General features: G+C 69.1%; 23 protein-coding genes and 1 pseudogene. 11 read left to right on the forward strand and 13 right to left on the reverse strand.

Translation table 11 applies throughout. From position 1 onward, the window contains the following. On the forward strand, positions 1-192 hold a 192-nt coding region (locus tag AB0C78_RS37560; protein WP_360757663.1), incomplete at its 5' end, for a penicillin-binding transpeptidase domain-containing protein. A gap of 450 nt (positions 193-642) precedes the next feature. On the opposite strand, the gene AB0C78_RS37565 is transcribed toward AB0C78_RS37560, so the two are convergent. Beyond that, positions 643-1,782, reverse strand: a complete 1,140-nt coding sequence (locus AB0C78_RS37565; protein WP_360757802.1) for a site-specific integrase — start codon at positions 1,780-1,782, stop codon at positions 643-645. Beyond that, a pseudogene (locus AB0C78_RS37570) lies at positions 1,783-1,998 on the reverse strand (Arm DNA-binding domain-containing protein); the annotation flags it as partial. It abuts the gene before it with no gap. Between the two features lie 488 nt (positions 1,999-2,486). Between AB0C78_RS37570 and AB0C78_RS37575 the strand changes: the two are divergent. The 4 genes from AB0C78_RS37575 (at position 2,487) to AB0C78_RS37590 (ending at position 5,068) form a co-directional block, all read left to right on the forward strand. Continuing rightward, entirely contained in the window at positions 2,487-3,080 is a 594-nt protein-coding gene (locus tag AB0C78_RS37575) for an AAA family ATPase (protein ID WP_360757666.1), read from the forward strand. Beyond that, positions 3,077-3,571, forward strand: a complete 495-nt coding sequence (locus tag AB0C78_RS37580; protein WP_360757668.1) for a hypothetical protein — start codon at positions 3,077-3,079, stop codon at positions 3,569-3,571. The genes AB0C78_RS37575 and AB0C78_RS37580 overlap by 4 nt, the downstream gene beginning before the upstream one ends. A gap of 29 nt (positions 3,572-3,600) precedes the next feature. Next, entirely contained in the window at positions 3,601-4,638 is a 1,038-nt protein-coding gene (locus AB0C78_RS37585) for a radical SAM protein (RefSeq protein WP_360757671.1), read from the forward strand. Positions 4,639-4,735: 97 nt separating this feature from the next. After that, positions 4,736-5,068, forward strand: a complete 333-nt coding sequence (locus tag AB0C78_RS37590; protein ID WP_360757674.1) for a MazG nucleotide pyrophosphohydrolase domain-containing protein — start codon at positions 4,736-4,738, stop codon at positions 5,066-5,068. A 794-nt stretch (positions 5,069-5,862) separates the two neighbouring features. Here AB0C78_RS37590 and AB0C78_RS37595 read toward each other — a convergent pair. From AB0C78_RS37595 to AB0C78_RS37625, 7 genes are all read right to left on the reverse strand, one after another. Next, positions 5,863-7,116 carry a Wadjet anti-phage system protein JetD domain-containing protein gene (locus AB0C78_RS37595; RefSeq protein ID WP_360757677.1) on the reverse strand — a complete coding sequence of 418 codons (1,254 nt, stop codon included), beginning with the start codon at positions 7,114-7,116 and terminating at the stop codon, positions 5,863-5,865. Then, entirely contained in the window at positions 7,080-10,424 is a 3,345-nt protein-coding gene (locus AB0C78_RS37600; protein ID WP_360757680.1) for an SbcC/MukB-like Walker B domain-containing protein, read from the reverse strand. Before AB0C78_RS37600 ends, AB0C78_RS37595 begins: the two co-directional genes overlap by 37 nt. After that, positions 10,421-11,092, reverse strand: a complete 672-nt coding sequence (locus tag AB0C78_RS37605; protein ID WP_111830460.1) for a DUF4194 domain-containing protein — start codon at positions 11,090-11,092, stop codon at positions 10,421-10,423. The genes AB0C78_RS37600 and AB0C78_RS37605 overlap by 4 nt, the downstream gene beginning before the upstream one ends. Next, positions 11,089-12,612: a DUF3375 domain-containing protein gene (locus AB0C78_RS37610; RefSeq protein ID WP_360757682.1), complete on the reverse strand. Its 1,524-nt coding sequence runs from the start codon at positions 12,610-12,612 to the stop codon at positions 11,089-11,091. The genes AB0C78_RS37605 and AB0C78_RS37610 overlap by 4 nt, the downstream gene beginning before the upstream one ends. Before the next feature lie 514 nt (positions 12,613-13,126). Further along, positions 13,127-13,546 (reverse strand): nuclear transport factor 2 family protein, encoded by a 420-nt coding sequence (locus AB0C78_RS37615; RefSeq protein WP_360757686.1) that lies wholly within the window; start codon positions 13,544-13,546, stop codon positions 13,127-13,129. A 225-nt stretch (positions 13,547-13,771) separates the two neighbouring features. Further along, positions 13,772-15,022: an RNA polymerase sigma factor gene (locus AB0C78_RS37620; RefSeq protein WP_360757688.1), complete on the reverse strand. Its 1,251-nt coding sequence runs from the start codon at positions 15,020-15,022 to the stop codon at positions 13,772-13,774. Beyond that, complete coding sequence (locus tag AB0C78_RS37625) at positions 15,015-15,746, reverse strand: YciI family protein (protein WP_360757691.1); 732 nt, start codon at positions 15,744-15,746, stop codon at positions 15,015-15,017. The genes AB0C78_RS37620 and AB0C78_RS37625 overlap by 8 nt, the downstream gene beginning before the upstream one ends. A 94-nt stretch (positions 15,747-15,840) precedes the next feature. Here AB0C78_RS37625 and AB0C78_RS37630 point away from each other — a divergent pair, with 94 nt between their 5' ends. Continuing rightward, the gene (locus AB0C78_RS37630) at positions 15,841-16,302 is read left to right on the forward strand and encodes an SgcJ/EcaC family oxidoreductase (protein ID WP_360757694.1); all 462 of its coding nucleotides are present in this window, start codon (positions 15,841-15,843) and stop codon (positions 16,300-16,302) included. A 227-nt stretch (positions 16,303-16,529) separates the two neighbouring features. Here AB0C78_RS37630 and AB0C78_RS37635 read toward each other — a convergent pair whose 3' ends face one another. Together AB0C78_RS37635 and AB0C78_RS37640 are read right to left on the reverse strand one after the other, a co-directional pair. Further along, entirely contained in the window at positions 16,530-17,441 is a 912-nt protein-coding gene (locus AB0C78_RS37635; protein WP_360757697.1) for an alpha/beta hydrolase, read from the reverse strand. 356 nt (positions 17,442-17,797) lie between these two features. Next, the gene (locus AB0C78_RS37640) at positions 17,798-18,928 is read right to left on the reverse strand and encodes a glycoside hydrolase family 76 protein (RefSeq protein WP_360757700.1); all 1,131 of its coding nucleotides are present in this window, start codon (positions 18,926-18,928) and stop codon (positions 17,798-17,800) included. A gap of 282 nt (positions 18,929-19,210) precedes the next feature. Here AB0C78_RS37640 and AB0C78_RS37645 point away from each other — a divergent pair, with 282 nt between their 5' ends. The 4 genes from AB0C78_RS37645 (at position 19,211) to AB0C78_RS37660 (ending at position 23,403) form a co-directional block, all read left to right on the forward strand. Continuing rightward, the gene (locus AB0C78_RS37645) at positions 19,211-19,963 is read left to right on the forward strand and encodes a DeoR/GlpR family DNA-binding transcription regulator (RefSeq protein WP_360757702.1); all 753 of its coding nucleotides are present in this window, start codon (positions 19,211-19,213) and stop codon (positions 19,961-19,963) included. Between the two features lie 381 nt (positions 19,964-20,344). Next, positions 20,345-20,818 carry a sigma-70 family RNA polymerase sigma factor gene (locus tag AB0C78_RS37650; RefSeq protein WP_360757705.1) on the forward strand — a complete coding sequence of 158 codons (474 nt, stop codon included), beginning with the start codon at positions 20,345-20,347 and terminating at the stop codon, positions 20,816-20,818. Continuing rightward, positions 20,818-21,882, forward strand: a complete 1,065-nt coding sequence (locus tag AB0C78_RS37655; protein WP_360757707.1) for a CU044_5270 family protein — start codon at positions 20,818-20,820, stop codon at positions 21,880-21,882. The genes AB0C78_RS37650 and AB0C78_RS37655 overlap by 1 nt, the downstream gene beginning before the upstream one ends. Positions 21,883-22,020: 138 nt before the next feature. Next, positions 22,021-23,403, forward strand: a complete 1,383-nt coding sequence (locus AB0C78_RS37660) for a Fic family protein (RefSeq protein WP_360757710.1) — start codon at positions 22,021-22,023, stop codon at positions 23,401-23,403. A 64-nt stretch (positions 23,404-23,467) separates the two neighbouring features. On the opposite strand, the gene AB0C78_RS37665 is transcribed toward AB0C78_RS37660, so the two are convergent. Both AB0C78_RS37665 and AB0C78_RS37670 read right to left on the reverse strand, forming a co-directional pair. Next, positions 23,468-24,217 carry an SDR family oxidoreductase gene (locus AB0C78_RS37665; RefSeq protein ID WP_360757713.1) on the reverse strand — a complete coding sequence of 250 codons (750 nt, stop codon included), beginning with the start codon at positions 24,215-24,217 and terminating at the stop codon, positions 23,468-23,470. A gap of 83 nt (positions 24,218-24,300) precedes the next feature. Next, positions 24,301-25,050, reverse strand: a complete 750-nt coding sequence (locus tag AB0C78_RS37670) for an SDR family oxidoreductase (protein ID WP_360757715.1) — start codon at positions 25,048-25,050, stop codon at positions 24,301-24,303. A 129-nt stretch (positions 25,051-25,179) separates the two neighbouring features. Between AB0C78_RS37670 and AB0C78_RS37675 the strand changes: the two genes are divergently transcribed. Continuing rightward, complete coding sequence (locus AB0C78_RS37675; protein WP_360757717.1) at positions 25,180-25,779, forward strand: TetR/AcrR family transcriptional regulator; 600 nt, start codon at positions 25,180-25,182, stop codon at positions 25,777-25,779. The last annotated feature ends 133 nt before the right edge of the window (positions 25,780-25,912 follow it).

Genomic DNA, 25,912 nt, shown 5'->3' on the forward strand with positions numbered 1-25,912 from the left:
ATGAACGTCGCCGGTAAGACCGGTACGGCGGAGCAGGGCCCCGGCATCCCGAACGCCCGCTGGTTCGTCGGGTTCGCCCCGGCCGACAACCCGCGCTACGGGTTCGCGGTGATGACCGAGGGCGACGGCTTCGGCGCGACCGGCGCGGGCCCGATCGCCGCGGCGATCATGCGCCAGGTGTTGAAGAAGTGAGCGCGGGCCTCGTCCTGAAAGACCGGTACCGGCTGCTGGAGCGGCTGGCCATCGTGCGCTTGCCGAAAACTCCATCCATGCTGGTCAGGAAGGGTCGCCGACAAGCACGCCATAAGACCGCCAACAGTCCGTGCTCGTTGTCGGCTCGGCGGCTTTTAATCCGTAGGTTGCGGGTTCGAGTCCCACGCGGCCCACCACCCCTGACCAGGGCAAACAGCCGCTGCCGTGCACGCCGCGGATCATGTCTGAGGCCCGCCTGGGGCTGACCTGAGGCCACGAGCACCATGTTGCGGGCACGCCACGCCGACTCCCATCGAGATCACCTTCGCGGCGCCAGCCGGGCAACGGCGATCCGGCGTCCGTGCGCCGGATCGGCGCACGGACACAGTCTGATGTTCGGTTAGCCCTTTCCCTGGGAGGCGGCACGGGACACAGAGTGGACGTTCTCCATCACGCAGCAAGTCTTGCGGTGGACCGGCCGCCGGTGCGCGCGGCGGCGGACCGCTTGAGCGCCACTGGTCGTCGGCGGCGCCGGGTGCCGGGCACTCGCCATCCGGCCCGCAGCACATGCGTGGCGGTCTTTTCGGCGGCGGTGTGCGCGACCTTGGGGAGCACGCTGGTGTAGGTGTCGGCGGTCAGCACGATGCTGGAATGCCCGAGCATGTCCTGCACCACCTTCAACTCCACTCCCGCCGCCAGGGCGAGGGTGGCCGCACCGTGCCTCAGGTCATGCAGCCGGACCGGCGGCAGCCGATGCTCGGCCAGCATCTTCTGGAAGATGTGCGTGAGCCAGCCCGCGGAGGCCGGGTCGCCGTTGAGGTTGGTGAACACATGGCCGCTGTCGCGGTACCGGTTCCCGTACGCGGCGGCCTCAGCCTGCTGCCGGTCACGGTGCGCCCGCAGCGCGGCGATGGTGGTGCGGTCCAGCGCGATCACGCGCGCGCTGTGCGCGGTCTTGGGCGGGCACGCCTGCAGTCGACCGTGCCTTCGCTGGAGCTGCTGGGAAATGGTCGCGGTGCCGTGTTCCAGGTCCACGTCCACCCAGCGCAGCCCGGCCGCCTCGCCACGCCGCAGCCCGCGCAGCGCGATCAGGTGGTAGGCGGCGTAGAGACGGTGTCCGCGGATGGCGTGCAGGAACGCGGCGGTCTGCTCGGCCGTCCACACCGCCACCGCCGGACGCTCCCCGGTCTTTTCCCAATGCTCCACGCGGGCGGTGGTCCACACCACTGCCCGCGGCCGTCGCGCCATTGGCAATGCCAGCAGCGCTGCCGGGTTCTCGGTGATCAGCCCCTCCCGGAGCGCGGTGTTCAGGGCGCTGCGCAGCGTCGAGCGGATCCGGTTCACCGTCGCCTGCCGGATCGGCCGCCCCATAGCCCGGTGGTCGTGGGCGATCGCAGCGAACATCTCCCGCAGGTGCCCCACGGTCAGTTCGCCCAGTAGCAGCCCGCCTAGATGCGGGTTCAGGTAGAGGCGGACGTGGCCGGCGTACCCGGCCACGGTCGAAGCGGCGCCCGAGTGATCGCGCAGCCACCGCGCCAGCCACGTCTCCACGGTCACCGCCGTGCCGGTCGGGCCACGCAACCGCGCCAACGCCTCCTCAGCCGCCTTCCGGGTCCGGAAACCGCCCCGCCGGACCCGCCGACGCCGCCCGTCCGGCCCGGCACCGAGTTCCAGCCGCAGATACCAACTCCCGTGCCCCCGCTCCGCCCGAACCCGCGGGCACTCCCGGCCCACCGCCCGACCGGTCCGCGGATCCTCACAACCGCACCGCCGGTACACCCCACCGGCGCTCCTCGAACGTGTCATAGCGTCAGAGTCCGCCTCCGCGGCGGACCAGGGAATGGCCAAGACACGCAAGTACCGCCAAGGCCAACCAGTCCTCGACACCCAGGCAGCTTGTCCAACCGTTGAAACGCCGGCGTCCTCACGGTCGCTGAGCGATGTGGCCGGTGCCGTTAACGGCGGGCTCCCAGTGCCGTTCGGCGGCTACCGGTCGAACCGCTGGCCCACCAGGATGCCAGTCGACGTGCAGGCATCTTGCTACCGAATACCGCGATCACATCTCCGCATCGCCAGTCTCGATGAGACCGCACGCCCGCTGGCTGGGACAGCTGCGCACGCCGAGGTGAGCGGTGATCTCCGAGTCGGCCTGCAGGGCGGGGCGGTTCCTGAACCGTGAGGGGCTTTGGAGCACGACCGGGTGCGGCCACATAGAGGTGGAGCCATCGCTTCGGGGAAGACTTACAAACCAATAGGGCATTCAAGCACAAAAGATCAGAAGGTGGAACGGGACGATGGTCAGCGGCCAACTTATCGCCCTTGAGGGTCCCAAGTTGGCCGGAAAGACAACGCTGATCACTGCTCTGTCCACCCGGCTGGCAGCCGCACCGATGGCCGACGTCGTTTTGACCAAGGAGCCGACGCCGGCGTTCGACCTGACCCGCGAGCAGTGTATGCGCGGCGTCGAACTGGCCGCCTCCATAGCCGAGGACCGCCGCCAGCACGTCAAAGACATGATCGGGCCGGCCTTGGTTGACGGGCGCACCGTCATCTGTGACCGCTACATCCTGTCTTCCTACGTCTTCCACACGGCCGACGGCGTGCCCGAGACGGTCATTGAGGAGTTGAACAGCGACTTCCCCCGCCCCGCGCTGAACCTGGTACTACGGGTGTCGGCCGGCGAACTGCGTCGCCGACACATCCAACGAGCCACCACGACCCGGCTTCAAAGCGACGACGCTGGGACAGAAGCGGCGGCCTACATGCGGTACGCCGAATACATGAAACGTCAGGGTGTACCGAGCCGTGTGGTCGATAATTCGACGATGACTGATCACCAGACTCTGCTGGACTGGCTGTGCGCCCTCTGTGTTGGGGGTGCCCGATGACCTCCGGATTGCCGGATTTTCCCGACCTTGACGCATCCGACGGTGATCTACATTTCCTGCTCGGAGTGCTGTTCAACCAGCAGGTCCGCGCCGAGACCGCATGGAAGGCGCCAGCGCGGCTCTCAGATCGGCTCGGTGGCCTGGATGTGGAGGCCCTCGCCGTCGCCGATCCGGCCTCCCTCGTCGCTGTGATGCGCGAGCGCCCGACGATCCACCCGTTCGCCGTGGCGATGTCGGCACGCGTCGTTGGGATCTGCGCGCGTCTGGTCGACCACTACGGTGCCCGCGCAGCGAAGGTGTGGTCCGACCACCCGCCGGCGGGCACCCTGCTACATCGGCTGACTGCCTTTCCCGGCATCGGCCGCCACAAAGCCGGCGTCGCCCTCACCCTGCTCATCCGAGAGTACGGAATCCCGATCGCTGGGGCGGCGGCCGCGTCAGCGGATGCGCTGGCGTCATGTCCAAGGCTTAGCGAGATCCTCGTGACCTAGATCCGCGTCATCCCCAGAAAGGGCACGTCATGACACAGCCGTCCACCAGCCCCGCCGTCCACCCGACGGGCGGCGTTCCGAAGACCCGGCAACTGGCCCGGGCCAAGAGCCACCGATACAGCACCTACTCGCCTCCGGCAGGTGCCTTGCCCCAGCTGGTATTCGACAACGAGGCGCAGTGCTATAAGGCTCCTGGCGGCGAGAAGACCGGCAAGCTGGTCGAGCAGATGGACCGGCCCTTGTCGCTGACGTTCCAGTTGACCCGCGACTGCAATTTCAGTTGCACGTACTGCAGTGAGCCTCCCGGCATCGGCACGCGCTCTCACGAAGAGGTGTTAGCGATGCTCGACAAGCTGTCGGGGATGCGGCGGATCATCCTGTCCGGCGGCGAGCCGATGCGCTACCGCCACTTCTGGGAGGTTCTGGAATACTGCCAAGGCAGATTCGGGCAGGTCGTGCTGTCCACCAACGCGTCCATGATCACCCGGGAGGGGGCGGCGAGGCTGCGGACGCTCGTCGACTATGTGGACATCACTGTCGACGGCCCGCGCCGCCAACATGACCGCATCCGCGGCAACTATGACATGGTGATCCGTGGGTTGCGGCGTGTCGCCGAAGAGGACATCCCTTTGTCGGTGATCTGCGTGTATCTGGGACGCAACAAACGGAAGATTCACTACATCTGCCAGACCGGTGATGTCTTCAGCGCAAAGAAAGTCAAGATCCTCACCACGATTCCCAAAGGCTACAGCCGGAACCTGTTCGAGGACTTCACCACTGGCGAGGAACTGGACGAACTGGAGAAGTTCCTGACGGCCGAGCGCGAGGCCTGTGGCTGGCTGCCGCGCATCACCATCGCCGACTGGATGAAGATCGGCGCCGGGCATGCGATTCTCATTGAGCCCGATGGTCGCGCCGTCGCCTCCCCGGTATGGCAGGAACCCGAGTGCATCCTGCCGTTCGGGAACCTTCACGAACAGACAGCAGCACAGCTATGGGAGGCATACCCGTACAAAGAGCACCACCTGAACAAGTACTTGGAACGCACCCTGATGGTCGTGGAATGATCCGCGGGCACCTACGAAGATGAAATCCAGTCGTCGACCCTGATCGGCTGCTAGCGTCGTCACCCCAGTCTCATCAACCCCATGGGGTGGACACGGCATGGATCCCCTCCGCGATCACGCCTCGCTACGCGACATCCAGGACTACGTCGCCAAACTGGAAGCCGAGAGAGGTTTCGAGGGGCGACCAGCCACGGCGCAGTGCCTCAAGCTCGTCGAGGAGATCGGCGAAGTATGCCGAGCGGTGGGAAAGCTCGAAGGGCAGCCCGAGGACCCGCAAGGACGGGTCAACGACCTGGGCGAGGAAGCCGTCGACTCGCTGCTCATGCTGGTCGCGGTCGTCAACCGGTACGACATCGACCTCGAGGACGCCTTCCGTCGCAAGGAAGACCGCAACAACACCCGTGTATGGCGTCGCCCCAGCCATCTCTAACAGAGTCGATCGGCCAGTTGATGTGTTCCCGAAGTCCATCGGGGTCGCCATGCCGCCAGTCAGGCCAAGGCCCTTCCCAGGTCTGGCCCTCTTCCGAAGGGCGCAGTACACCGTGAGGCAACCGGTGCAGCAGCGCCGCAAGCAGTGCCCGGTCCGAAGCGGTGAACCGTACCCGCGTCCCGGCCAGCTGACGCTCCAACACGGCGGCCTGATGTCGCAACACCAAGGTCTCGGTGTCCTTCTCTCGATCGGTCATCGGAAGCAGGCGGAGGGCCGCGAAGATGTCCGCCACGGTCAAGTAGGCCAATCGCAACAGCACAGCCACCTACCATCCCGCGACACAGCGGCGTCGTGACCCGCCCCGGAACCGTCCAATCTCGGCGCGACCGCCTGCCAGGCACTACGTCTCTCACCTGCACGGACATAGTTTTCGGCAAGCACAACCTTCGACGGCACTCGCCTGGTCTGGCACACCGACCTGCACAAGTACCGCGACGCGGCCTGGTGAAGCCCGCGTGCACAGGTGGCAGGTGATCCTTCACCCGGCGACGATCGTACGGATCGACTGCCCGCGCTCGCGGCGGGTCGCGGCGCGCTTGTCATCGTCAGGTCATGAGAAGGGCTGGAGTCACGACCTGGACGCGGCCGATGTGGAAGACCCTCTCGCCGTCGCGCAGCCACGAACCCGTCACGCCTCGTTCCTTCTGCGCCACCCGCTCACGATGCCACCGCGTGCGACCGTTGGCGACGCGAACGACAGGTCCATTCAAGCAGACCTGCCGGGGGAACATCAGTTACGGATGAGAGCTCGCCGAGACGTCCAGCAACCGGGTTGCCGCGTGGGCGAGGGGAATGGCTTCTTGCTCGATCCGCCGGAACGGGGTGGGGCCGGCGGTTGCGATGGTGTCGTAGGCGATCGCCTCGGCTTCGGTAAGGTGGCGCAGAATCGCCGGGGACGGCTTGATGAGGCGACCGGACCTGTCATGGTTCACACCGTGCGGGGCGTACTGGTGCAGGTCGGCGGCGCCCATCAGTATCGAGGTAACAGGTTTCGGTGGGGCGCCGTCCGGGGCGGGCTCAGCCAGCGCGGCGCGTAACCGGTCGAGGATCGCGTATCCGTCCGCGTCGATGTCTCCCCAGTAGACGATGTGGTCCGCAGCGCGGATCCAGGGGACGTTCGCGAGGAGGGCCGCGGCCGCCTTGCCGCCGCCCTCGACCACGATGGTGCCCGGCACAGGCGGGAACCAGAGTCTGGAGTCGCGGTTCTCGACGATGAGCACGATCCGCGGCCGGTAGGCGATGTCGTGCGTGTCGCCAGTGGTCCACGCGTCGTGTCTGCGGCTGCCCGACGCGGCGTGACCGGGGTCGACGTAGGTCAGGTGCAGCACGGCCGGCCGGGATCGGACCTCCGCGCGGACGTCGCGTCCGGCGGCGTCACGCAGCAACGCGCCATGGGTGTCGAGCCATTTGGTGTGCATGCCGGGGATGGGGAGTTGGCGTGCGGTCCATGCGCTCGCGTCGGGGTTCTCGCGCAACCAGGTCACCGCGCTGAGCAGTACCTCGACGTCATCGGCTCCGAGCGCATTGACGGCTCGGAGCGTGGCCGGGGTGAGGACCGCGCCGGCGGACCGCAGCGACGACGCGAGCGCGCGGGCCCGGTCGATGTCCACGGTCGGGGGTTCGGTTCCGGAGACCAGGGCGACGGCGGCGTCCAGGCCCGCGACGAGCATGGCGGGGTACTCGTCCGTCACGCCTTGCACGGACACCGGCTTGCGGACGATCAGTACGCCCGTGCGGTCGGCGAACTCGCGCCAGCGCATGTGCCACTCGTGCCAGTCGCGGTACCCGAGCCGGGCCACCGCGCTACCGGTCGAAACGCCGGGACGGAGCGGGACGGAGAACGTGATGGGTTCTCCGGCACCGAGTTCGGCGCACACGGCTGCCGCCCACTTCTGGTGGACCTTGCGGCGGAGCGAGTCGAGCGCGGCGGCCGGGGTGATCAGTCGGGGGGTCATGCGTCGGGCACCGCCACGATGGGTTTCGCCCATGACCGCCCCTCGGCGTTCTTGAGGGTCAGGTATTCGGCGTCCACGTGGGGTTCGATCGCGCTGTGCTTGTCGTTGGGGGCGCTGATGACGAGCTGGAAGCCGAGCCCGCGCCAGGCGCCGATGGCCCGGCCGGTGAAGTGCGCGTCCGCCTTGATCAGCGCTTCGTCGAGGAAGACGGGGGCGTAGCGGGGGCGTTCGGCGCCCGCGTCGCCCAGTTGGTAGCGCAGCGCGGCGCCGACGATGAAGGCGACCAGCTCCTGGGACTCGCCACCGGACTTCTCCCCGATGTGGTCGTAGACCGCGACGTGCTCACCCGCGAGGTCGCATTTCTCCGCGCTGATCCGCACGTGGTTGCGCACGTCGATCAGCTCGGCGAAGTCGGGCGCGGTGCGGCGGATGCGGTCGATCACCTTGGCCATGCGGTGGTAGGCGCGCTCCCGGTCGGCGTCGGTGGCCGCCTTGTCGATGACGGCGCGCACGTCCCGCAGTTCCTTGCGGAACCGGGCGCGCACCGCGGAGTGGCTTTCCTGCGGGTCGATGCGCAACCGGTGGCCGTCGTCGGCGAACGGCAGTCCGGCGAGGATCCGGTTGACCGGGTCGATCCGGTCGCGGATCTCCCGGACCGCGGCGGCGAGCTCGCTGTCCAGGCTGGTCAGGTCGTTGCCGGAGAGTTTGAGCAGGCTGTCGCGCCACTCGGTCTCCAGTTCGTGCAGGCCGCTGGTCTCCAGATCGGTGAGCAGGCGGTCGAAGTCGTTGTAGGAGTCCTCCGGGTCGGTGCCGAGGTTCGGGTTCGGCCAGCGTTCGACGAACGTCGAGAACGTTTCGTGCAGTGACTGGCGCGCTCGGCCGATCGCCTCCGCCGCCGACATGCGGTCGTTGCGCATCCGTTCGACGCCGCGCCGGTGCGCGGCGTCGAACTCCTTCAGCGCGGCCGCCGGGTCGGCGCCGTCGGGGGCGTCGTCGAAGAGTCCCGTGAGGTAGTCCCGGTGCTCCGCGTTCACCTCGGTGCCGGTCGCCACCGCGGTGTCGAGCGCCCGCTGGGCGCCGTCGACCTCGTCGACGATGGATTCCCAGTCCTTCTCGAGCCCGTCCAGCTTCTGCTTGTGCCCGCCGACGCGCTCGGTCAGGTCCTTCACCTTCCGCTTGAGGTCGTCCGCCTCACTCTGCAGCCGGTCGACCTCGGGGTTGCCCTCGCGGACCTCGGTGATGACCTGCGTCCAGTGGTCCCGTTCGGCGGTGACCGACTCGACGTCGACCTGCTCCCAGGACAGTTCGGTCACGGCCTGGTAGGCGGTACGCCGCTCCTCGAACGAGTTGAGGGTCCGTTCCGCCTCTGCCTCCCGCGCGGCGGCGTCGTCGCGGCGCTCCCGGGCGCGCTCGATCCGGGCGTCGAGGTCGGCGAGCAACCGGCTGTTCGTGAACCCCAGCAGGTTGGCCCGGCCGTGGCCGCCGTGCGCGCCGCGCCCGCCCTGCGACGTCTGGCCGGTGATCGTGAGCGCCTTCGAATGCTGCATCAGCAGTTTGGGCGTGTCGACGCACACGAAGTCGAAGGCACGGACAAGTTCGCTCTTGAGCCAGGCGGTGAACGGCGACGGCCGGTAGTCGAGCCGGCCGGGCAGCGTCCTGTCGTCCAGTCCGAGATCGTCGCGCATGCCGGTGCGGACGCCCTCGAACTGGACGCGCCGGGTAAGCTTCACCGCATTGATCGCCTCGCGGAACGCGTTCAGCCGGCCGATGTCGATCAGCATGCGGGTGGCGAACCCGCCGAGCGCCAGGTTGAACGCCTCCCGCCACGGTTCGAACTCCGTGCGCACCTCGATCAGCTCGCCGACGAACGGCAGGTCGTCTGGGGTAAGCCCGGCGGCGTCGGCCAGCCGGTCGCGGGCCGTGTGCAGGTCGGTGGGGATATTGCCGCGGCGGGCCTCGACCGCCGCGCGCTCCTCGCGCAGCCCGGCCAGTTCCCTTTCGGCAGCCGCGGCCTCCCCCGCCGCCTTCGCGAACTCGTTCTGGGCGGTCTTTCTTGCCTGGGAGTCGGCCAGCGCCCGGCGTGCCGCCTCGACCAGTGCCGCGAAGTCCTCACCGGTCGCCACGGTGGCGCCGATGGCGCCGAGGGCCCGGTCCAGCCGCTCCCGTCCGCGTTCGACGTCGGCCAGCCGCCGCTCCACGTTGCGGATCTCCCGGAGCGCGGTCTCCAGCCGGTCGCCACCGGACGCGCGCAGGGTGTCCAGCAGCGCCTCCCGCCGGGACTCCGTCACGCCGATCAGCGCGGCCGTCTCCTGGACCTCCTGTTCGGCCCGGCGGCGCCGTTCGGTCAGGTCCTTCTCGGCCGCCCGCAGCAGGTCGAGCCGGCGCTCGTGCCGCCACAGCGCCGCGGGGGACGCCGGGTCGGTGAACGATCCGACGTCGTCGATCACCCGCAGCCGAGCCACCGCGTCGTCGATGGCCCTCCGGTGGTCGCGGATCGGAGTCAGCGCCCGCACCTGCCGGCGGGCGGTGATCATTCGGTCCCGGGTGCCGGACAGCTCGTCGAACTGCTGCACCACCTCGTCCGCCGTGGCCAGGGTGGACGGCTCCTCCAGGACCATCGTCTTGTACAGCGCGTCGACGGTGGTGATCTGCTGGCCGGCCTGGATCCTGCCGAGCAGCCCGACCGCCTTGTGCCCGTCCCCGGCCGCGCCGATCCCGAGCGCGGTGTGCAGCCGGGCGGTGAAGTCCCGGTCGGTGCCGAAGCACGTCAGGCCCGTCGCGGCGACGGCCTCGCGGGCGAACCGGCTGCCCGCCGGGCCTTCCAGCTCGCGCAGGTCGTAGGCGTCGTCGCGGACGGCGCGGACCGCCACGACGTCCTCGAGGGTGCGCGCGGACGACGGCACGTACCAGGCGCGGAGCGCGGTGAACACCGCACCGCTGCGGTCCGCCCAGGTCATCGCGATCGCCGACCAGGTGTCGCGGCCGTCCCCGCGCAGCACCCGCACCTTCGTCTCACCGTCCGCCCGCGACTCGTCGAGCTTCCCGCGCGCGTAGGAGAGGATGTTGCGCTGGTCCTTGCCCCGGGGCCGGCCGACCACCCCGCCGTTGGACGCCCCGTTGAACGGCGTGGTGTGCGGCATCAGCAACGCGATGTAGGAATCCATCAGCGTCGACTTGCCCGACCCGGAACCTCCGCTGAACAGAGTCGCGCCCGGGGCGAACCGGATGCGGTGGTACCCGTCGTAGCCGCCCCAGTTGACCAGCTGCAGGTCCCTCGCCACCCACTGCTGCCCCCGCGACGCCGCCGGGATCAGCCCGAACAGCGTGTCGATCATGTTCATGACGCGGCCTCGTTCTGCTCGCGCAGCCACCGGCTCAGTTCGGTGAGCTTCTCGGTGCTCAGCACGACCTCGACCAGCGGCGTGATGCGGTACCTGCCCGCGGACTCCTCCGCGAGCAGCCCCTCCTTGGCCAGCCGCTCCACTGCGCTGCGGATCTCGCGCTGGCCGCGGGCGAGGTTGTGGTCGTCCGGGTCGAAGTAGGTGAGCACGGTCTGCTCCAGCTCTTCGATGTCGACCCGAGCGGACGTCTCGCCGGTCCCGCGCTCCCGCTGGAAGACGGTCCGCAAGTGGACCAGTACCAGGGTCTCGGCCCGGCTGTAGGGATCGTCCTTCAGCAGGATCGGGACGTCCGACTCCGCCGAGCGCACCTGCTGCTTATAGGCGATGCCCCGGTCATGGTCGACCACGAGCCGGACGAACAGGTCGTGCAGCCGCGACTCGATGATCTGCTGGTTCTCCAGCAGCGTGCGCCACTGCGCCGGGTCCTTGTCTGCCAGGACGAACCTGCGCTGCAGGAGCCGCACCAGCACCTTCCGCACGTCCACGTCCAGCGTGCCGGTGTCGCCGGCGAACAGTTCGGACGGGTCGTCCTCCATCGCCACCGGGTCGATGAAGCCGGCCTCCGCGCCGGTCTGCCAGTCGTCGTCCGCGCCGTCCGGTTCACTCATCGTCGGTCCCCCGGCTTCTCGCCGGCGGCGCCGTCCGCGGGACGGGACGTCGCCGGGTTCGCCGCGAGCACTCCGCCGAACGCGAGCCGCCGCCGGGTCAGGTCCGGCCGGACGGCGTCGACCACCGCCACCTCGGCCGTGTCGGTCATGCCGAGGCCATGGGCGATCTCCAGCAGGCCGAGCAGGTCCACCGGTCGCCGGATCTGCCGGGCCGCCGCGCGGAACGCGGCGGCGACGTCGACGCTGTCCGCGTCCCCGGCGAACGCCGCCAGGTGCGCGTGCAGTTCGGCGTACTGGGGGCCGCCCCATGCCCGGGTGTCCGCGTCCGGCACATCCCCCGGCTCGTCCCATTCCCGCAGCGCTGTGGGCGGTGCGGGCGGACGCAGATCGCCCAATGTCTGACGCAGCTGCCTGACCTCGGCCACCGGCAGGCGGCGCAGCGGCGCGACGGGCGTGCCGCGGCGGGACTTAGGCATCCAGGTGTGGAACCCCGACATCACCTCCCGCAGCAGCTCGTCTACCTGGCGGTCGCGCATCGGGTCGTGGTTGCGCACTTGGGTGGTGATGACGTGCGACGCCTGCCGCTGCGCGGCCAGCACCTCCTTGACGCCCTGCTCGATCCGCCGGGCGATCTCGGCGAGCTCCCTCCGCTGCGGCTCCGGCATCAGGTCGGTGAATCGGTGCCGCAGCACGGTGCGCAGCAGGTTCCACAGGTCGTCGATCTGCGCCGGGTTCCCGATCAGCCGCAACGCCCCGGCGAAGGCGCGGCCCTCCGGCGTCGTGTCCATGATCTGCCGACCGCGCTCCAGGTACTCGCGCAGGACCTCCCCGGTTGGCCGCACGTCCTGCCGCAGGTCGGCGACGACATCCCGTTGCATGGCCTTGATCGACTCCGCGACGCGGGCGAAGTCGGCGGGCAGCTCCCGCGCCAGGTGCAGCACGTTCTCGGCCGCCTCCAGCAACTGGTCGTCGTCGACGGTGTCGATGGCGCCGCCCCGCTCGAGCCGGTCGAGTTCCCGCCGGCGCTGGTCGATCTCCGTCTGGAGGCGCGCCATCCGGGCCATCACGTCCGGGTCGGCGTCCTGCGCGAGCCGCTCGACCGCCTCGAGCAGCGTCCGGACCCGGGACTCCGACACCCGGGTCCGCGCCCCGCCGACCCGGCCGGCCACCTCCAGCGCGCCGACGCCGTGTGCGGACAGCCGGTACACCTCGACGTCGTCGGAGACCTGCCGCACCAGCCAGCCCGCGTGCACCCACTGCCTGCACAGGTCACGGGCGTTCCCCGCCGGCAAGGGCTGGTCGCCCTCCTCGCCGTAGCCCGCGGCCCGCAACTGGTCGAGGGCGTCGGCGATCTCCGCATGCGCATCCGGCACCGCGACCACCGGCCGCTCCGGCGTGAACATCATCGCCAGCACCGTCACCACGAATGGCGCATAGGTCCGGTGGAGCAGATCGAGCATCGGGTTCTGGAACGCCCGAACCGCACCTTGATATGCGCCTTCCACACCTCGTGTTCCCATCGCCGACCAGAGTACGGCCTATGACTCGACGCACGTATCCGGAAACGGAGACCAGGACCCTGCCCTTGCCGAACACTCCATCCATGCTGGTCAGGCAGGGTCACCGACGAGCAAGCCACAAGATCGTTAACGGTTCGTGTCGGCTCGTTGTCGGCTCGGCGGTTCCGAACCGCATCGGCACGCGGCGGCACCGCGCGGCACGTGAATCGGGCTCGATGTAGACGGATCGACACAGGCCGACACTGAGCAGGCCGCTCCGATACGGCAGTTTCGGACTTTTAATCCGTAGGTTGTGGGTTCGAGTCCCACGCGACCCACCACCCCTGACCAGGGCAAACGCAAGCACGCCCTGCTTTGCCCCCTGCCCGGGGATGCCCCGCTTCGCTCCCCTGTCGGCTCGATGTTGGAACGGGTTGGTGCACGGGCGACACCGCGGCCCTGGCGGCGGCCTGCACGGGGTGTTGACCGATCGTGGCGTTGCGGCGTCGTCCGGATGAGTGCCGGGGCGGTCTGCTCAGTGGCCGTTGGTGTCGTCGCCGGCGCTTGAGGGCTCGTCGGCCAGGAACATGGCGTGCGCTGCGATGATCTTCCAGCCCGTCCGGTCGGAACGGGTCCAGGTGCGGGTGTAGCGCATCCGGGCGGACATCGGCCGGCCGCCGACGGCGCCTTCCAGGGTGCCCAGGAACCAGGTGACGCCGACGTGCTCGGTGGCGAGCACCCGCAGGTCTTCCTCCTTGACGCGGCTCAGCACCTGATGGCCGGTCTGGTGCGCGCTCAGGTCGTCCTGCTTGGAGTACAGACCCCCGTCGGGGCCGGTGAACCACGCCTGGTCATCGATCAGCTCGGTCAGCGCATCGACATCGGAGGCCAGCTGGGCGGCCTGAAGACGCCGTTCGGCGTCGCGGAGGCTCTCGGTGTGATCATGGTTCGACATCCCCTCACTATCGTCGGCCGCCGACGGCATCGCCACGGCGTTTCACCCGTGGCGTAGCCCTGGGCGATCGGGCCGACCGCTGGGTGGTCGATGGCCTTGCGTCGGGACGGGTCGGGCAGGGGTGGCGTGTGGGGCGTACCGGGCCGCCTCGCCGGCATGACCAGGCCGTACGTCCAACCGCGTTCCTCATCCGGTGAAACGAGCTGGGCTACTGGTCGTGGAGTCTCAGTCGGCGTTCAGCGTCTCCAGCCGTCGCTCGAGTTCGGCGCGCTCCACCCCGTTCGTGGAAAGGGCGATCGCTCGCTCGTAGGCGCGTACCGCGCTCGTCAGGTCACCGGCGCGCCTGAGCAGCTCGGCGTGCGCGGCATGCAGGGGTTGGTAGCGTTCGAGCGCCGGGTCGTTCAGCAACGGTTCGAGGAATTCCAGACCGGTTCTCGCGCCGTAGGCGAACCCGGCGGCGGTGGCGCGATTGAGTTCGACCACCGGGGACGGGTTGAGCCGGCCGAGTGCCTCGTACAGCTGCGCTATCTGTGCCCAGTCCGTCGCGTCGGCGTCGGAGGCCTGGATGTGGAGTGCGGTGATCGCCGCTTCGAGCTGGTACCGGCCGGGAAGTGCGGACCGTACGGCGCGCCCGAGTGCGCCGAGCCCTTCGCGAATCCGGTCTCGATCCCACAAGGTCCGGTCCTGGTCCTGCAGCGCGACGTAGCGCCCGTGCCCGTCGACCCGGGCAGCGCGACGCGCGTCGTGCAGCAGCATCAACGCGAGGAGCCCCCACGCGTCGGTGTCGTCGGGCATCAACTCGCACACGAGGCGTCCGAGGCGGATGGCCTCGTCGCAGAGCTCGGCCCGCACGAGACGGTCGCCGTCGCTGGCGGAATAGCCCTCATTGAAGATCAGGTACACGACGCGAAGCACACCGCGGACACGGCGGGGGAGCTCCTCGCCGGACGGCACTCGGTACGGGATGTGAGCATCGGCGATCTTGCGCTTGGCGCGAACGATCCGCTTGCCCATCGTGGGCTCGGCGACCAGGAACGCCCGTGCGATCTCACCGGTCGTCAGACCACCGAGCGTGCGCAGTGTCAGCGCGACCTGAGCCGGCAGGTCCAGCGCCGGATGGCAACAGGTGAAGATCAGCCTCAGCCGGTCATCGGTGATGGCGCTCGCCTCGGTCATGGGAGGATGCTCCTGTCGATCCAGACGGAGCAGCGCGGCCAGCCGCTCGGCACGATCGGAAATCGACTGGGCCCGGCGCAGCAGATCAATTGCGCGCCGCCGGGCGGTGACGGTGATCCACGCTCCTGGATTGTCCGGGATCCCGTCTCGCCGCCAGGTCGCGAGCGCGGCCTCGAACGCCTCCTGCACGGCGTCCTCGGCGACCTGGAAGTCACCGACGTACCTGATCAGGGTCGCCAGGACGGCCGCCCGCTCATCGCGGAACACGCGTGCGGCCGTTGTGGCCGCCAGGTCAACCATCCTGGGTTGCCGCCGGCTTCCGGCCCTCCATGTTCACCTGACCGGCGTCTGGTCCGGGGGCCGGGATCTGACTCGCGCTCATGATCGGCCGGACTTCGACCGAGCCATGGCGGGCCGTCGGCATCCGCGCCGCGTGGCGCAGCGCCTCGTCGAGGTCAGCGCAATTCAACACGTAGTAACCGGCGAGGAACTCCTTGGTCACCGCGAAGGGCCCATCGGTGAGCTCCGTCTCGCCACCACGCACTCGAACGGTGGTCGCGCTCGCCACCGGATGCAGGGGAGCGTTCGCGACGAGCAGCCCGGCCTTCCGCAGACTCTCCGTCACCTCCAGCCACGCCGACATATCCGCCCACCTTTCCTCCTCCTCGGTCTTCGGGGCATAGAGCAACAACATGTACTCCGGCATCACGCCTCCTCGATTTCGCCGCCGTATGCGGCCTTCGCCAACACGACGCAGCACGGCACGGAATTTGGACATCTTCGTCACCCGAACGGCCACCGGGCTTCCGCCCTGATCATGGACACCGGTTGCTGCGATGCAGGCAGCAGCGTAGTTACCGTCCCCGTCGGCGATCCATCCCGAATGCCCGAGGGCAAGGCGACGGCGCAGGCGTTCGCCACTGAAGCCGGCGCGCCGGTCCGCACGGTCGGTGGGCAGCGCGACGGGAACATCACAGACAACGATCTCGCGGACGGGGCAGGACGTCGACAGTGCTCGATGCATGTCGGCGTCGTGGAGGCGTCCAAATCGCCGCACGGGCTGCGTCGGTTCGGTAAGGGACGCCGGAGAGCCCGGGAGTCTGTCAAGGGGGAATGAGATGAGCTCGGATCTCAACGAGAACATTGATGCTGTCGCGGGTGGCAACCGTTCACCGATTCAGGGTGAGGAGCGTGCCGTGCTCGCGGTGTTCGACGCGACTTCCATCGCATGGGCGAACGGCGACGTGGACGCTTTCGTCAGGTGGTACGCAGAAGACGCGACCGTGATCCTGCCCGGAACGTATCTGCAGGGTAAAGCCGCTATACGAGCCGGCATGGCCGAAGCCTTCGCCCTTCCGCTGAGGGGATCGAAGCGCATCCATGCGGCGCAAAACGTGCGGTTCCTCGGCGAGGACACTGCGATCGTGGTCACCCGGAGCATGACCGTGTTCCCCGGCGAAGCAGAACCTCCGGCCGACCGGTGGGAATTGGCGACATGGGCGCTGTCCCGAGGGGAGGGAGGTTGGCTCATCGAGGCCTACCACAGCTGCTCAGCCGGAGCCGATCCCCGAAACACCTGACGGTAGGGCCGCCCTTCAAGCCGACATGAGGCAGCGTTCGTCGGCCCGCTGAAGGGCTCCAGGGCTGTCGGCCGCCTCGACCGCGGCCGACAGCACGCGTGGCGAATCGCGATGCCACGAACGGCTCGCCGTCCGCCTTCACGCTGGCGGTAGCCAGGGATCAGACCGAGCGGACGCCGCGCTACCGGTCTGTCGCGCCGCGATCGAGGAGGCTGACATCAAGCAGGTCAGCCGAGACCGAGCTTGGGCCGGACCCACTCGGCCAGCTTCCGGATCGCGTCGTCGGACACGGCGGACTTTCCGGCGGCCATCTGGAAGGTGTGCAACTGCTCGGGGAAGACATCGAGCTTGACGTCCACGCCGGCCTTGCGGGCGTTCTGTTCGAACTGGAGGCTCTCACCGAGCAACGTCTCATGCCCGCCGACCTGGATGTAGGTCGGCGGCAGGCCGCTCAGGTCCGCGTACAGCGGGCTGGCCAGCGGCTCCTTCGGGTCGGCACCCCCCAGGTACGCCATGGCCAGGTACGACACCACTTCCTTGTAGAAGAAGGCCTCGTTCTCGCGGTTCGTCTCGAAGGTCTCGTTACTGACCGTCAGGTCCACCCAGGGTGACATCAGCATCAGCGCGGCCGCGGTGGGCCGGCCCTCCTCCCGGGCACGCAACATCGTCGAGACGGCCAGCCCGCCTCCCACCGAGTCACCGACGAGCGCGATGTGCCCGGCGTCGACTCCCTGGTCGAGCAGCCACCGGTAGGCGGCGGTCGTGTCGTCGAGCGGGACAGGGTGGCTCTCCGGCGGGACAAGGCGGTACTCGACGAGCAGCGCGCGGGCCCCCACCGCCTTGGCGAGGTGGCCGAACAGCTTCCGATGCGTGTAGATCGAGCCGCTGACACCGCCGCCGCCGTGCACGCTGAAGATCACGCGGCCCTCGGCGGCGCCCTTCGGCACCGCCCACAGGGCGGGCAGACCCCCCACCTCGGCCTCGAGGTAGTCCACTCCGCCAGGCTCGGCCGTCAGGCCGGGCCAGTACCGCTCGACCCTCTCGCGCACCTCCTCGGGGGTTTGGTTCGGATTCGCGATGGCCGCTTCCGTCATGCTGCGCCAGTGGTCCCTGACGATCTCCGACCGCTTGCTCGCCATGATGTCTGACTCCTACGTGGACTGGTCGTGTTCGGTGGTCACCGTCGTCTTCGCGGTGAGCCTCATCCACTCGACGCAGCCAACGTGGCGGTTTGGACAGGTGATCGGCCGAATAGCCCTGGACCGGCGCCGGTCTCGCGGCGACCGCGGACGCACCGGGCCGGTTCGAAGACCGATCGACAACTCGCTCGTCGGCAACCTTCTCGAGGTAGCCGGCGTGCTCGGGTTCCGCTGCTTGGTGCGGGGCCGCCCTGGCGCATGGCTCTCAGCCAGGCCTCGGTGGGCTGGGGACCGGCGGCCGTCTGGAAGCACATTGGCGACGTCGTCGTCGGCGGGCGAGTCTGTTCGCTCAGTGGTTACAGGACGGCGGTGAGCAGGCTTACGGCGGAATCCTGGCGGGCGATGTCGGCCTGGTCGAACGGGCCCGTCCAGCGCAGGCCGTACTGGTCGGCGTTGTTCCGGTCGTAGGCGAAGGCGGAGCGGGCCTGGGTCGTCAGGTAGTTCCGGTACGGGTGGCCGGGGAGCGCGCGGTCGAGTTCGGCGAGGTTCCGCGCGAAGATGCCCTTGAACGCCGCCTGGTCGGAGTTGCACGTGGCGGCGGCCTCGCAGGGTTCGGTGAGGATTCCGCGCGGTGACAGGCCCGGGTCGGTGGTCACGGCGTCCGCGATCCGGCGGGCGGTGGCGAGCAGGGACGGGTCGCCGGTGGCGCGGTGCAGCTCCGTCAGGCCGCCCAGGATCACGCCCTGGTTGTACGTCCAGGTGGTGCCCCCGTTGTTGCCGCAGTTTCCGCTCTGCGTCGCCAGGCCGTCGTTGACCAGGTGGGATCCGTTGATCATCCCGCTGCGGGCGAACCAGCGCCAGGCCTGGCGCGCGTGGGCGAGGTACTCGGTGTCGCCCGGGATCCGGTTGTGCAGGGAGGCGGCCAGCTTGAGGTAGAGCTCGTTGCTGATGGCGTTCTTGTAGGTCTTGCCGGGCAGGTCCCACCAGATGCCGCCGCCGCAGGTGTCGTCCCAGTACTGGCGCATGTACGCCTCGTCGGTCTCGGCGATCTTCAGGTACCTGGTGTCGCGGGTGAGGTCGTACATGCGGACCATCGCCAGCGCCCACCAGCCGGTGTCGTCGGTGGAGTCCGCGCGGAACTCGCCGCCGCCCTGCGGCCACCACGGCAGCGGCTTGCGCTGGAGCTCGATGGTGTTCTTCACCTGGGGCAGGTAGCGGGTCGAGCGGGTCCGTGCCATGTAGTCGAGCAGCGCCTGGAGCGCGTTGCCCGACTGCCACCAGGGGCTCTCGGGCTGCCAGCGTCCGCTCGCCTGGTCGTAGAACCCCATCATCGCGTCGACGGCCGATGTGGCACGGGCCCGCGCGGTCCTGTCCTCGCCCGCGTCCGCGCTTGCGCTTGCGGCGGACGTGCCCACGGCGAGCGCCAGCACGGCGCCCGCCACGAGGGAGACCAGACCCTTTCCCGTACGCCGCTTCAGTCCGGTCATCGCGCACCCTCCATGGCAACGAGGCGCCCCAGCCCATGGCCTCCGCCCGGGCGGGCAGTGCGCTGAATTGTGCCCCGGACGGGACGATACGCGCAAGAGTCGGCAGGATCGTTCACATTTGTGAGCGCTCTTGCTTGAAATTGTCGGAGGCATCGGTTGGTTCTCCGCGACGGCGGGCAGGTGGGGAACGCGCGTCGGCTCGTGCGATCACGAGAGCCGACGCGCAGGAGCGTGACGGAGAATGTCTGGTGGTGATCGGTCTTGCGCGAGTACGGTCGACGCATGCTCCGGGACCGACGCCATGAGCTGATCCTCCGCGTCCTGCGCTCCGAAGGGCCGGTGACGGTGGAGACGCTGGCCGAGCGCTTGGCGGCGAGCCTCGCCACCATACGCCGCGATCTGCAAAAGCTCGACGAGGAGGGCCTGCTCAAACGCGTGCACGGTGGTGCGATGCCGGTCGAAGGCCATGACGACCCCTTCACGGACGTCGCCGAGGTCCGGCCCGCCGAGAAGGACGCCGTCGCGCTGCGCTGCGCCGAGCTGATCCAGGACGGCGAGACCGTGCTGCTCGACATCGGCACGACCGCGCACATGGTGGCGCGGCACCTGCGGGGCCGGGCGCTGACGGTCGTCACCAGCAGCCTCCCGGTGGTCGAGACGCTGGCCGACGACCAGCACGTCCAGCTCGTCGTCCTCGGCGGCATGCTGCGGCGCGACTACCGGTCGCTGGTGGGCTACCTGACGGAGGACAACCTGCGGCAGATCCACGCGGACCGGCTCGTCCTCGGCACCAGCGGGATACGGCCGACCGGAACCGTCATGGACACGACGGTGGTCGAGGTACCGGTCAAACGAGCCATGATCGCGGCCAGCGGGCAGGTGGTCCTCGTCGCCGACGCCGGCAAGTTCCCGGGCACCGGCATGGCGAAGGTCTGCGATGCCACCGACCTGGACGTGGTCATCACGAACGCTCCGGTCGATCCGGACACGGGAGCGGCCCTCGAGGATGCCGGAGTGCAGATGCTGGAGGTGTGAGGTGCTCGGCGCCCGCTGAACCTCTGCGGCTGCTCAGACGTCGCTTTCTAGAAGCCGGACCGGGCGGTCATCCTCGGCGGAGGCCAAGCGATACCGAACATCCGCACCCCAGAGGCGCACCGAGGGACCAAGCCGTGGTTCCGCACCGAACAGCGGGCTTCTCCGTGTGCCTGTGGCGCCGAGGGCTCGACCGTCGGCAGTCGTTACTCGACCTCCAGCACGTTCTCCCTGCTTGTGACGCCTTTTCTCTGGCGGCTCCAGAGGTCGTCTCGGAGAACCGTGAAAGAATCGCGCTCTTCCCAACACAAGCGTGATGTGCACCGAAAAGACACAACGATCGAGGCGGTGCCGCCCGACCCGGACGCGGGGCGGACGCGGTTCATGACGTTGTACGAGCGCTGCTACGGCAGCATCGTGCGCTACGCATGGCGGCGGGTGGGTCCGGACCAAGCGGAGGACATCGCCAGCGAGACGTTCACCATCGCCTGGCGGCGGATCGCCGACATTCCATCCGACCATGAGCTGCCCTGGCTGTACTCCGTCGCCCGAAACGTCATCGCGAACAGCGCGCGACGCGAACAACGCGACCGAGAACTCAATGACGCCCTGAGCGTGGAACCCGAATCCGACCACGCGGAGACCGTGACGAGCCGACAGATAGCGATCAGCGTGCTGCGCGGCCTGAGCGATAAAGACCGCGAGCTGGCACGGCTCGCCGCATGGGAATGCCTCGACAGCCGGGAGATCAGCATCGTGCTGGGGTGCAGCCACGCCGCGGTCCATATTCGCCTGCACCGCCTGCGTAAACGACTCGAAAAACTGTTCGACGACCACCAGGGAGAGGGGACCCACTGATGGACTCCGACATCGAAACCATCCGCACGCTGCTGAGCCCCCACGATCCGGCCGTCGACGTCGACCCCACAGTGCCGGAGATGTCGCTGACGACGATGTTCGGCGATGCTTCTGGCCCCCGCTCGGTCCGGCGGGCCCGCGGGCGGCGCACCGCGATGTTCGCAGGGGCGGGCGTGGCCGCGGCGGCGATCGTCGGTATCGCGGGAGTCGTCACCCTGCCCGGGCATGGCGAGCCGGCGGCGAAGGCACGCGCGGCGACGCCGCCCCTGCTCACCTATCGCGGCGGCGGGCCCACAAGCGCCCGTGACGTGCTCCTCGGTCTGGCCGAGCGGACCGAGCGTCTGCCCGACACCACCGGGACAGGCCGCTACGCCTACGTACAGACCCGGAACTGGGAGCTGAGCGACCAGGGAAACGCGAAGGGCGAGACGAGCAGTGCGGTCATCGCGACGACTTTCCAACAGTGGCTGGCCGCCGACGGCTCGGGCCGCCAGCGTTCCGAATACGGCGCGCCGTACTTCCCGACCGCACGTGACCGCAAGGTGTGGGAGAAAACAGAAAAGGACGGCGGTGGAATCGTCGCACCGGGCAAGGACGACCAGCGGTTCGGCCCGGGCGGCATACCGTTCAGGTTGGCCTGGAAGGCGCTTTCCACCGACCCGGAGATCCTGAAGAAGCAACTGTACGCGGCGAATCCGAACTCAGAAGACGGGCAAGTGGAACGGCTCGTCGACATCGAGGATCTTTACAGCGAACGCCCTGTCCGGCCCGCGGTCGCCGCAGCCGCGCTCCGTGTCGTCGCCGACATCCCCGGGCTGCACTATGACGGTATGACGACCGATCGAGCGGCCCGTACCGGCCTCGCCGTCAGCGTACAGTGGAACGGCTCGGACATCCCACAACGGTACACGCTGGTTTTCGACCCGCATACCGGTCGCCTGCTCGACAGCGAGCAGGTACTCACTCGGGCCGTTAAGGGATGGAATGTGAAAGTTCCCTCGGTAATCAGTTACACGGTGTTCCTCAAGTCTTCCTTCACCCAAAGCCTTGAGCCGCCGAAGTGAACTGATCCGAACATCACTCATACGGTGGGCGCCCATTTCCTGCTCACCTCACCTGCACAAAGGCCGACGGTCGGCTTCGTACCGGGATCCGGGGAATCCACTTGCCCGGGTGCCGGGTGGGCGTGGCAGGCTCACGTGGTGATCGTCGATCTGGATCCTCGCTTCCTGAGCTGGGACGAGGTGGACCCCTCTCGTCATCCGTTCGACCGCTCGTCGGTGGCGCGGGCGGTGGACTCGCTCGGGCCGGCTCGGTGTGTGCCTCGCCGTCCCAAGGTCTCCTTCGGCGACCGGGCGATGAGTTCCTGGAACCACGGCGAGGGCACGCGTTGGGCCGATGCCATGTCGCACGCTCTCGCTGAACGCTTCGGTCGTTGGAGCCTGGGCTGGCGCTGGGCCCACGACGAGGGTGACTTCGACGGCGGCCCGGTCGGTAGCTGGTGCTGCCCGCAGCACTCGATCACCACACCGCAGGAGACGCTCGCCCGCGTCGTCGCGGGACTGTGCGAGTGGCGAGCGTGGCTGGAAAGTCTCGCCGGCTGGTTCGAGGCCTACCCGCTGCAGTCGAGCGCCGTCGCCGACCAGCGGATCCTGTGGGAGCAGGCCGCCCGGAACCTGATCTGGCAGGTCGTCGACCGCACGGGCCACGGCAGCGGCTGGTACGGCCACTGCGAGCAGGTGCTCACCTGGTTCCTCCAACGCCGGCACGTGGCGACCGACGTCGCACAGGCTCTGGTCACCGAAGCGATCGGTGGGCGGTTCGACAGCTGGATCAGCCCGGAAACGGTGCTGGTGGACGACATCGCCGAACGGCTCGCCCTGTCCCTATCACCAGACGACACCCGCGAGCCCGACTCCAGCGAGCCCGCCCCGGACCACCTGGAGCGCTGGCTGGCCGTACGTGGTTCCGTGTCGTGGCAAGACGCCTCGGACGGCAATGGGGACGAACCGGTGGCCCCGTGCCGTGACGGCGCGGCAGCGGACATCCGCGCCTTCGACGGCGCCATAGACCCCGTCCGAGCCGAAGGCCTCCTCAAAGCCCTGGAACTGGTCCGGACGGACGCGACGCGTGGTGCCTCCCTCACCTTCGAGCGGCTCCAGAGCTGGCAGCAGCACGTCCTCAACACACCCCAGCCGCCCCCGTTCCGCAACTCGCCCGCCTTCGCCAAACAGGGCCGCGAACGCTATGGCATCGGTCCTGACACACGCGCCCGCCTCGACCTCTGCCTCGCGGAAAGCGCGCACGACAGCGAGCGTCCACTCCCCTTGACCGCCCGCGCGGCACGGGCCTATCTCGACATCTGCTTCTTTCACCCCTTCGACGACGGCAACGCCCGCGCCGCGTTCCTCGCCCTCATCTTCATCCTCGCCCGCGAGGGCGTCGCGCTTAACGACGTCAGCTTGCTTCGACGCATAAGCTTCCAGGCCGACAACCCCCAGGACCCGCTGATCCTCACCCGGTACATCAACATCCACCTGTCGCAGACCCGGCGCGAACTTTCCTCCCAGGAGTCTCAGGAATAGGCCCCGTCGCGGCCGAATCCGCGCGGACAGTGCGGACAGTTACGTGGAGCACCCCGGTCAGCGGTCAGTACGCGAGTTCGCCGATGCCGCCGTCGACGCGCAGGACGGTGCCGGCGGTGTAGGCGGACTCGTCCGAGGCCAGGTAGACGGCTGCCTTCGCCAGTTCGGTGGGGGTGCCGAGGCGGTGGAGGGGCACGGTGCGCCGGAGTTCGTCGTAGATGGCGGCCTGGCGTTCGGGGCCGAGCGGCTTGAAGGTGTCGGTGACGGTCGGGCCCGGGCTCAGCCCGTTGACCCGGACGCGTCGCTCCTTCAGTTCATGGGTGAGTCCGCGGGACAGGGAGAGCAGGCCGGCCTTGGAGGCGCCGTAGACCGCGGCGTTGTCGTGTCCGATATAAGCGGAGACCGAGCCGACGAGGATGACCGAGGCCTGCCGTGACAACAGCGGCAGCAGGGCCTTGATCAGGAAGAACGGCGCCTTGAGGTTGGTGGCGAGGAGCCGGTCGAACGCCTCCTCGGTCCATTCTTCGATCGGGAGGTGGGTGACGTCGGCGGCGTTGCTCATCACGATGTCGAGCCGCGGCCACTCCTGCTGCAGCCGGGCCGCGAGCGTCGCCTGCCCGGGCACGTCGCCGGCGTCGCTGAGGACGGGCAGCAGCGGGCCGTCCAGTTGCCGGGCGGCCTCGTCCAGGCGTTCCTGCGAGCGCCCGGTGATGGCGACGGTCGCTCCCTCGGCGAGGAATTCGCGGGCGGTCGCGAACCCGATGCCGCCCGTCCCGCCCGTGATCAGTGCGTGCTTGCCTTCAAGACGACCCATGGAACTCGTTCTCCTCACTCGCGCCCAAGGCGCATGGTTCTGGTCGCAACCGCATCCGCCGTGCCGGCGGGCGGCGGTCGGGGTCAGATGGCGGTTCGACCGCCGTCCGCGGCCACGATGGCGCCGGTCACATAGCCGGCCCGGTCGCCGGCGATGAAGGCGATCACCTGGGCGACCTCGGACGGGTCGGCGGTGCGCTTCAGCGCGGTGGTCAGGCCCATGCCGCCGAGGTCGGGCCCCATGGCCGCCACCACCTTGGAGGTGGTCATCGGGCCGGGGGCCACGGCGTTGACGCGCACGTTGGACGCGGCGTACTCGGCCGCCCAGGTGCGGGTCAGGGATTCCAGCGCCGCCTTGGTCGCGCCGTAGACCGCCATCGGCGGCATGCCCAGGCCGGCCGCGGTGGAGCTGACGTTGACGATGCTGCCGCCCCCGCCGGCGGTCATCTTCGGCGCGAGCCGGGCGACCAGGATGAACGGCGCTCGCACATTGACCGCGAAGGCGGCGTCGTAGTCGGCGATGTCCTGGTCGGCGGTCGCGCTGAACGGGACCACGCCCGCGTTGTTGACGAGGACGTCCACCGCGCCGGCGTCCTCGGCCAGCCGCCGCACGGCCTGCGGGTCGGCCAGGTCGGCCGGGATGAAGCGCACCGTTGCGGCGGAACCGTCCGCGCTGCGCCGGACGTCGTCCACGACCTGGGCGCCGCGGTCCGGGTCGGTGCCGGTGATGATCAAGTTCGCCCCGCCGGCGGCGAGGACCCGCGCCGTCGCGTGCCCGAGCCCGCCGATGGCACCCGATCCGGTGATCAGTGCCGTCCTGCCTTCGAAGTCCATGTGGTCGGCCCTCTCGTGTCCGCCGGTGCGCTCGCGCGCCGCCGACTTCTGTGCAGCCGTTCAAAAAGTCGTCCGGCCATCACCCTACGGATTTTTGTGCACGCGGTCAAAAAGTCGTAACCTGGGGACATGGCACGGACGGGGCGCCCCCGCGCATTCGACAAGGACCAGGCCCTGGAGCGCGCGCTCCTGCTGTTCTGGGCTCGGGGCTACGGAGCGACCTCCGTCCAGGACCTGGTCGAGGCGCTGGAGCTAGAGCGAGGCAGCCTGTACGGCGCCTTCGGCGACAAGCGGCGTTTCTACCTGACGGCCGTCCAGCTGTACTGGGACACCTACGAGCGCGCGCTGGTCGCCGCGCTGGAGGACGGGCCGGTGCTGCCGGCGCTGCGCGAGGTGCTCGCCAACCCGGCCCGGGCGCAGGAGCACGCCTCCGACGTCGGGGTCCCGCAGGGGTGCATGATCGGCAACACCACCGCCGAACTGGTCCCGCAGGACGCCGAGGCCGCCGAGATCGTGACCCGCTCGCACGCCCGGTTCACCCAGATCGTCGCCGACGCCCTGCGGCGCGGGCAGGCCGACGGCGAAGTCGTCAAGGACGCCACCCCCGAGGCCCAGGCGCAGCTACTGCTGTTCACCGTCCAGGGCCTCTCCCTGGTCTCCCGCACCGGACTCGACACGACCGCCGCGCTCGCCGCCGTCGATGCCCTGATCGGCGCCCTCCGCGCCTGATCGACCCGCGAGAAGAAACCCGACGGACGTGACGGCAGGCCGGCCGGGTTGCCGCTGGTGCAGTGACGGCGGAGTGGTTTGCAGGGCCCTCACTGTGGGCTGCCGAAAGGACTAACGGCACGTCATCCCGACG

Origin of the sequence: Actinomadura sp. NPDC048394, assembly GCF_040651755.1 — a bacterium.
Lineage (GTDB): Bacteria > Actinomycetota > Actinomycetes > Streptosporangiales > Streptosporangiaceae > Spirillospora > Spirillospora montaniterrae.

What these genes read in the sequence shown, in the direction of transcription:
- AB0C78_RS37575 (WP_360757666.1), top strand. Translation starts at nt 2,487, where the DNA reads ATGGTCAGCGGCCAACTTATCGCCCTTGAGGGTCCCAAGTTGGCCGGA.
- AB0C78_RS37580 (WP_360757668.1), top strand. Translation starts at nt 3,077, where the DNA reads ATGACCTCCGGATTGCCGGATTTTCCCGACCTTGACGCATCCGACGGT.
- AB0C78_RS37585 (WP_360757671.1), top strand. Translation starts at nt 3,601, where the DNA reads ATGACACAGCCGTCCACCAGCCCCGCCGTCCACCCGACGGGCGGCGTT.
- AB0C78_RS37590 (WP_360757674.1), top strand. Translation starts at nt 4,736, where the DNA reads ATGGATCCCCTCCGCGATCACGCCTCGCTACGCGACATCCAGGACTAC.
- AB0C78_RS37595 (WP_360757677.1), bottom strand. Translation starts at nt 7,116, where the DNA reads ATGGGCGAAACCCATCGTGGCGGTGCCCGACGCATGACCCCCCGACTG.
- AB0C78_RS37600 (WP_360757680.1), bottom strand. Translation starts at nt 10,424, where the DNA reads ATGAACATGATCGACACGCTGTTCGGGCTGATCCCGGCGGCGTCGCGG.
- AB0C78_RS37605 (WP_111830460.1), bottom strand. Translation starts at nt 11,092, where the DNA reads ATGAGTGAACCGGACGGCGCGGACGACGACTGGCAGACCGGCGCGGAG.
- AB0C78_RS37610 (WP_360757682.1), bottom strand. Translation starts at nt 12,612, where the DNA reads ATGGGAACACGAGGTGTGGAAGGCGCATATCAAGGTGCGGTTCGGGCG.
- AB0C78_RS37615 (WP_360757686.1), bottom strand. Translation starts at nt 13,546, where the DNA reads ATGTCGAACCATGATCACACCGAGAGCCTCCGCGACGCCGAACGGCGT.
- AB0C78_RS37620 (WP_360757688.1), bottom strand. Translation starts at nt 15,022, where the DNA reads ATGGTTGACCTGGCGGCCACAACGGCCGCACGCGTGTTCCGCGATGAG.
- AB0C78_RS37625 (WP_360757691.1), bottom strand. Translation starts at nt 15,746, where the DNA reads ATGCATCGAGCACTGTCGACGTCCTGCCCCGTCCGCGAGATCGTTGTC.
- AB0C78_RS37630 (WP_360757694.1), top strand. Translation starts at nt 15,841, where the DNA reads ATGAGCTCGGATCTCAACGAGAACATTGATGCTGTCGCGGGTGGCAAC.
- AB0C78_RS37635 (WP_360757697.1), bottom strand. Translation starts at nt 17,441, where the DNA reads ATGGCGAGCAAGCGGTCGGAGATCGTCAGGGACCACTGGCGCAGCATG.
- AB0C78_RS37640 (WP_360757700.1), bottom strand. Translation starts at nt 18,928, where the DNA reads ATGACCGGACTGAAGCGGCGTACGGGAAAGGGTCTGGTCTCCCTCGTG.
- AB0C78_RS37645 (WP_360757702.1), top strand. Translation starts at nt 19,211, where the DNA reads ATGCTCCGGGACCGACGCCATGAGCTGATCCTCCGCGTCCTGCGCTCC.
- AB0C78_RS37650 (WP_360757705.1), top strand. Translation starts at nt 20,345, where the DNA reads ATGACGTTGTACGAGCGCTGCTACGGCAGCATCGTGCGCTACGCATGG.
- AB0C78_RS37655 (WP_360757707.1), top strand. Translation starts at nt 20,818, where the DNA reads ATGGACTCCGACATCGAAACCATCCGCACGCTGCTGAGCCCCCACGAT.
- AB0C78_RS37665 (WP_360757713.1), bottom strand. Translation starts at nt 24,217, where the DNA reads ATGGGTCGTCTTGAAGGCAAGCACGCACTGATCACGGGCGGGACGGGC.
- AB0C78_RS37670 (WP_360757715.1), bottom strand. Translation starts at nt 25,050, where the DNA reads ATGGACTTCGAAGGCAGGACGGCACTGATCACCGGATCGGGTGCCATC.
- AB0C78_RS37675 (WP_360757717.1), top strand. Translation starts at nt 25,180, where the DNA reads ATGGCACGGACGGGGCGCCCCCGCGCATTCGACAAGGACCAGGCCCTG.